Here is a 6,138-nt window from a genome sequence, read left to right as displayed (position 1 = left end):
AACCAGTACTAATTGCCCGTGTGGCTTGGCCATATAACCCAGTGATCTGGGACACGTTGACGAATGAACGTGAGATGTTGTGATGACGACAACGAACTGAAGACGATCCAGAATTTAGGTAAACCTGCGGTCACAGCGTGACATAAGACAGAGAGACCTGAACCGAATTGCTTGGCGACCATAGCGAGTTGGAACCACCTGATTCCATCCCGAACTCAGAAGTGAAACGACTCAGCGCCGATGGTAGTGTGGGGTTTCCCCATGTGAGAGTAGGTCATCGCCAAGCGCCTAATACGCGAAACCCCTGTCAGACATCTGGCAGGGGTTTTTGCTTTTTGGATTTTGGAAATTTGGCTGATTGCAGCTTGTGCAGCTTGTGCAGCGTTGAAGCGGACTTGGATCAGGGGATAGCCACGAGGCTGAGGAGGGATATCTCCCGCAATTGCTTAAACTCATGCGATGACGGATGTTTAGTCTGTATTAATAGTTTTATAACGTAAGCAAGCGTTAGGCTGTCTGAGTCTTAAGGCTGGATAAGGGAGCTTTCCTATGGCTTTTGCACCGAATACCCCCTCATTAGAGGATGCGAGCTTAACCATTAGTGGTGGAGTAGCGTTGTTGACGTTTGAGCGGGATGATGTTCGTAATGCTTTAACCGGCACTGCTTTGGTAGATGATCTGCTTGCTGTATTGGACTGGCTGAAAAGTGAAAAAAGTGCGCGAGTGTTGATTATTACAGGAGCAGGTAAGGCTTTTAGTTCTGGTGGCAACATTAAAGAAATGCAGCAGCGTAGCGGTAGTTTTGCTGGCCATGTACAAGAGTTAGAGCAGCGCTATCGTACCGGCATTCAACGGATGCCTTTAGCGATGGAAGCCTGCGAAGTACCGATAATTGCTGCGATTAATGGCCCTGCCATTGGGGCTGGTTTTGATTTGGCTTGTATGTGTGATTTTCGCCTGGGCTGCCCAGAAACATTGCTGGGAGAAACTTTTATTAATTTAGGTATCATTCCTGGTGATGGCGGTGCTTGGTTTTTACAGCGTTTGATCGGTTATCAGCATGCAGCAGAGCTCACTTTGTCTGGCCGTTTAGTCTCAGCGGAAGAGGCTTTGCAGTTAGGTATTTTACTGGATGTTCTTCCTTCTCAAGCAAGTCTATTAGAGCGCGCTCAGCAGATGGCGCAGTCTTTTGCCTCTAAATCGCCTCAGGCCCTGTCCTATACCAAGCGTTTGTTGAAGTTGGCGCAACGGCAGAATCTCAATGATTTCCTGCAGACATGTGCATTGATGCAGGGAGTCTGTCATCAGACTGCTGAGCATGCTGAAGCGGTACAAGCTTTTATCGACAAAAGAGTGCCAGATTTTACTCAATCCTGAGAAATATCAGTTTTTCTGCATAAATTTACATTTCAAGTATTTTAGACTTAAGTCTAATGTGAATAATAGCTACCTTCAGAAAACAAGGATGTGTCCACATATATAGACGTGCTGTCTTCGTGTGGGCATGCCCACCATGGAAGTCTAAAGCCCAACAACCATAAAAGGGGAAGCAATATGTCTTTCAAAAAGACTCTTACAGCCACTCTCGCTGCCACTGGTTTGGCCGTTGCTGCCAGTGCTAGTGCTCAGCAGTTTATTACCATCGGTACCGGTGGGGTGACTGGTGTGTACTATCCGACTGGTGGGGCAATCTGTAAGCTGGTGAATAAGGATCGTAAAGAACACGGCATTCGTTGCTCAGTAGAAAGTACTGGCGGCTCTGCCTACAACATTAATACTATCCGCGCTGGTGAGCTGGATATGGGCGTTGCGCAGTCTGATGTGCAATACAATGCATTCCACGGTAAAGAGCAGTTTGCCGATATGGGGGCTTATCCTGAGCTGCGCTCTGTATTTGCATTGCATCCTGAGTCCTTCACTGTTGTTGCACGTGCAGATGCTGGGGTAAAAACCTTTGACGATCTGAAAGGTAAGCGTGTGAACGTGGGTAATCCAGGCTCTGGTCAGCGAGCCACGATGGAAGTGTTGATGGCGGCTAAAGGCTGGAGTATGTCTGACCTGGCCCTTGCTTCTGAATTGAAGCCCGCGGAGCAAGCTCAAGCTTTGTGTGATAACAAAGTTGACGCTATCGTCTATGTCGTAGGCCACCCTAATGGTTCTATCAAAGAAGCGACCACTGCCTGTGACACCGTACTGGTTGAAGTCAGCGGTGCTGAGGTGGATAAACTGGTAGCGGATAACCCCTACTATCGTAAGGCGAGCATCCCTGCAGCCATGTACCGTGGTGCTGAGCAGGACATCGCTACCTTTGGTGTGGCGGCCACGTTGGTAACTTCTGCCAACACTCCTGAAAACGTGGTCTATGCTGTGACCAAAGCAGTTTTTGAAAACTTCGATGACTTCAAAAAATTGCACCCAGCGTTTGAAAACCTGACCAAAGAAGAGATGATGAAGGATGGCCTGACTGCACCTCTGCATGATGGCTCTGCTAAGTACTTCAAAGAAGCTGGTATGTAATCAGCGCTTGAGCGGCCCTGAGGGGCCGCTTCTGCTCTACCCTGTTCTGGGGTGGACGTAATAACGATAAGGTCGTTGAGGAGGGTTTTCTTAACGACTAATAAATAGCACCTTCTCGCAAGTGCCCAGCCGTGAGGCTGATGCATACGGAGCAGCCGCATGAGTCAGTCAACTCAGTCTCAAACATCCGTTCAGGATGAAGTACAGGAAATGCTCGCCCAGGCAGACACTGGCGCGCGTAGTCCTAAAGGGTTACCAGGGATTTTACTAGTGGCCATTCCATTTATTTGGTCACTCTTTCAGCTGTGGTATGCCTCACCACTGCCTTTCGTTTTTAACTTTGGCGTACTGAACGATACCGAAGCTCGCGCTATTCATTTGGCGTTTGCGATTTTCCTGGCTTTTACTGCATATCCTGCCCTGAAGTCGTCGCCACGTGATTACATTCCCCTGCAGGATTGGGCGATGGCGCTAGTGGGTAGCTTTGCTGCTTCTTATTTATATGTGTTCTATGCAGAGCTAGCGAATCGCTCTGGCGCTCCAACACAGTTTGATGTTGTGACAGCTGTGGTTGGTATGGCTCTCTTGCTGGAGGCCACCCGCCGTGCGCTGGGGCCGCCTTTGATGATTGTCGCTGGGGTGTTTTTACTTTACACCTTTGCAGGGCCTTATATGCCCGATGTTATTGCTCACAAAGGGGCGAGCTTACAAAAAGCGATGTCCCATCAGTGGTTGACCACTGAAGGGGTATTCGGGGTGGCTCTGGGAGTATCAACATCCTTTGTTTTCTTATTTGTGCTCTTTGGGTCGCTGTTAGATAAAGCCGGCGCTGGTACGTACTTTATTAAGGTAGCCTTCTCATTATTAGGGCATATGCGGGGGGGGCCAGCTAAGGCTGCTGTAGTGTCTTCTGGCTTGTCTGGACTGGTATCAGGCTCTTCTATCGCTAATGTTGTGACCACTGGCACCTTTACTATTCCGTTGATGAAGCGGGTAGGCTTCCCCGGTACTAAGGCGGGGGCGGTAGAGGTTGCGGCCTCCACTAATGGCCAGTTGACTCCGCCGATCATGGGTGCGGCAGCGTTCCTGATGGTGGAGTATGTTGGAGTATCCTATGTAGAGGTCATTAAAGCGGCGATTTTGCCAGCGTTAATTTCCTATATCGCGCTGATCTATATCGTCCATTTAGAAGCAGTGAAAGCTGGGATGGAAGGTTTGCCGCGTCGCCATAAGCCAAGCTTGGCGCAGAGCTTGCTAACCTGGGTCACCGTTATTCTCGGGATGATTATATTGTCCCTGGCTGTTTATTACGGCATCGGTTGGACGAAGGATGTCTTTGGTGATACCGCAACCTGGGTGTTGGGCGTGCTGTGCATCATCCTATATGTTGCGTTGATTGCTTATTCTGCCCGTTATCCCGCAATTGGCATGGATGATCCTAATAGCGATGTAGTTGAGATTCCGGAGACGGGCCCAACCGTTAAAGCAGGTCTTTACTTCCTCCTGCCCATTGCCGTGTTGGTATGGTGCTTGACAGTCGAGCGCTTCTCTCCTGGATTATCAGCCTTCTGGGCCACAATGTTTATGATGGTGATTGTGCTTACTCACCGTCCGATCATGGCTTACTTCCGTCGTGATACCGAAATTAAAACAGCGGCGCTGCAAGGGTTACGCGATGGCCTGGATGGCATGGTCAGCGGGGCTCGCAACATGATTGGTATTGGGGTGGCAACCGCGGCGGCAGGGATTGTGGTTGGTACGGTGACCTTGACTGGCATTGGCTTGGTGATGACTGACTTTGTCGAGTTTGTCTCAGGCGGCAATGTGCTGTTGATGCTAATTTTCACGGCGGTGATCAGTTTAATTCTGGGCATGGGGCTACCGACAACGGCGAACTACATTGTGGTTTCCACCCTGATGGCGCCGGTTATCGTTACCCTGGGAGCTCAGTCAGGCCTAATCGTACCCTTAATTGCCGTTCATCTATTCGTGTTTTACTTTGGTATTCTGGCGGATGATACACCTCCTGTTGGTCTGGCTGCTTTTGCCGCGGCCGCTATTGCTAAAGCGGATCCGATTAAGACCGGCTTGCAGGGGTTTGCTTATGACATCCGCACTGCCATTTTGCCCTTTATGTTCATCTTCAATACACAGTTGCTACTGATAGGGGTGGACTCTTGGCTGCACTTGGCGATCACTGTAATCAGTGCTGTGATTGCGATGCTATTGTTTGCAGCAGCAACGCAAAACTTCTGGTTTACCAAAAATCGGTGGTACGAGACGCTGGGTCTGCTATTGATTGCCTTCACATTATTCCGCCCCGGCTTTTTCTGGGATGAAATCTTCCCTCCTTCCAAGTCTGTCGAGTCCGCTCAATTGTTTGAGGTGGTTGAGAGCTTGCCCGAAGGACAACCGCTACGCATTCGAGTAGAGGGGGAGACATTATCAGGCAAATGGGTTAGTAAAGTTGTGGAGTTACCCTTAGCTGCTGAGGCTCAGGGAGCGGAAGCAAAACTCCTAAGCGTAGGCCTAGAAGTGCGTCAGGAAGAGCAAAACATGATCGTGGACAATGTTGAGTTCTCCAGTCCGGCGCAAACTATGGGGGTTGATTTTGACTGGCAGATCACCAGCATTGAAGTGCCGCAACCGCGCCCACCGAAAGAGCTGATGTTCATTCCTGCCCTGTTGCTGATGCTGGCGATGGCCTGGGCTCAGCGGCGGCGTGCAGCAATGGCTGCCTGATTAAGGCGCCCCTGGCGGGCGCCAAACCCTAAGGAGCCCTCTATGTACAAGCGAATTTTGGTACCCGTTGATCTAAGTGAAAAAGGTTTTTCTGATCGCGCTGTGCAAAAAGCGATTCATATCGCTGAGCGTGATAAAGCAGAGTTGCACTTACTCACTGTTATCCCTGGTTTCAATATGCCCATGGTAGCCGCTTATTTTCCACAGGATGCCATGGATAAAGTACTGGAGGACTCCCGCGCATTGCTACGCGCTTTTGCGCAAGAACAGCTCGGTGACTCTAAGCTGGAGGTGCAAACCCATATCGCTGAAGGAAATCCCTATAAGCGTATTTTGGAGTGGAGTGAGCGCCTGCAAGCGGACTTGATTATTATGCCTAGTCATAAGCGTAGCGCTTTGCAAAAAGCTATGTTGGGATCGGTTGCCTCTAAAGTGGTAGAGCAGGCAAAGGTCTCGGTATTGGTACTGCGCTAAACCACTTTTGGCAGCATTGGGTGAAAAATAAGCAGGGCGGGGATTGGTTTAGCTGATATTCTGAGCCATACTTTAGTCGTGATTAATTAAAGGAGGTGCAGATGAATATTACTTCTGCTGCAAGCGCAGGGGGCTCTGCCAACCTCGATAGCCTGGGTGTTCGCGTGTTACAGCTTGAACGTCAGCAACAAGAGGTGACCGCACAGCAGGCCGTTAAATTGATCGAGGAAAGTTCACCCGCTTCCGGAGCTCAACCGGCGCGCCCTGACCCGTCCACAAGGGTAGGGCTCAATGTGGATGTCCACGTTTAACCTACCTTGGATCACACAAAGCCAGCAGCGATGCTGGCTTTTTTATTGATTCAGACCCTCTCTATTCCTCTCTGCTTGATATGGGCCAGGACGC

General features: G+C 49.9%; 5 protein-coding genes and 1 rRNA gene. All 6 read left to right on the top strand.

The annotated features are described in order from the left end of the window. Positions 1-170: 170 nt before the first annotated feature. The 6 genes from rrf (at position 171) to Q334_RS0106560 (ending at position 6,044) form a co-directional block, all read left to right on the top strand. Positions 171-286: ribosomal RNA gene (gene rrf, locus Q334_RS0106585) — 5S ribosomal RNA — on the top strand. A 263-nt stretch (positions 287-549) separates the two neighbouring features. Then, complete coding sequence (locus tag Q334_RS0106580) at positions 550-1,377, top strand: enoyl-CoA hydratase-related protein (protein ID WP_027312512.1); 828 nt, start codon at positions 550-552, stop codon at positions 1,375-1,377. A gap of 177 nt (positions 1,378-1,554) precedes the next feature. Beyond that, the gene (locus Q334_RS0106575; protein WP_027312511.1) at positions 1,555-2,517 is read left to right on the top strand and encodes a TAXI family TRAP transporter solute-binding subunit; all 963 of its coding nucleotides are present in this window, start codon (positions 1,555-1,557) and stop codon (positions 2,515-2,517) included. 159 nt (positions 2,518-2,676) lie between these two features. Then, positions 2,677-5,259: a TRAP transporter permease gene (locus tag Q334_RS0106570; RefSeq protein ID WP_027312510.1), complete on the top strand. Its 2,583-nt coding sequence runs from the start codon at positions 2,677-2,679 to the stop codon at positions 5,257-5,259. A gap of 42 nt (positions 5,260-5,301) precedes the next feature. Further along, positions 5,302-5,733 (top strand): universal stress protein, encoded by a 432-nt coding sequence (locus Q334_RS0106565; RefSeq protein WP_027312509.1) that lies wholly within the window; start codon positions 5,302-5,304, stop codon positions 5,731-5,733. Between the two features lie 101 nt (positions 5,734-5,834). Continuing rightward, positions 5,835-6,044 carry a hypothetical protein gene (locus tag Q334_RS0106560; RefSeq protein ID WP_027312508.1) on the top strand — a complete coding sequence of 70 codons (210 nt, stop codon included), beginning with the start codon at positions 5,835-5,837 and terminating at the stop codon, positions 6,042-6,044. Positions 6,045-6,138 lie beyond the last annotated feature (94 nt).

The sequence above is a fragment of the Balneatrix alpica DSM 16621 genome (assembly GCF_000619885.1).
GTDB classification, from domain to species: domain Bacteria; phylum Pseudomonadota; class Gammaproteobacteria; order Pseudomonadales; family Balneatricaceae; genus Balneatrix; species Balneatrix alpica.
The sequence above is the reverse complement of the archived record's forward strand: the minus strand, read 5'-3'. Positions and strand labels throughout refer to the sequence as shown.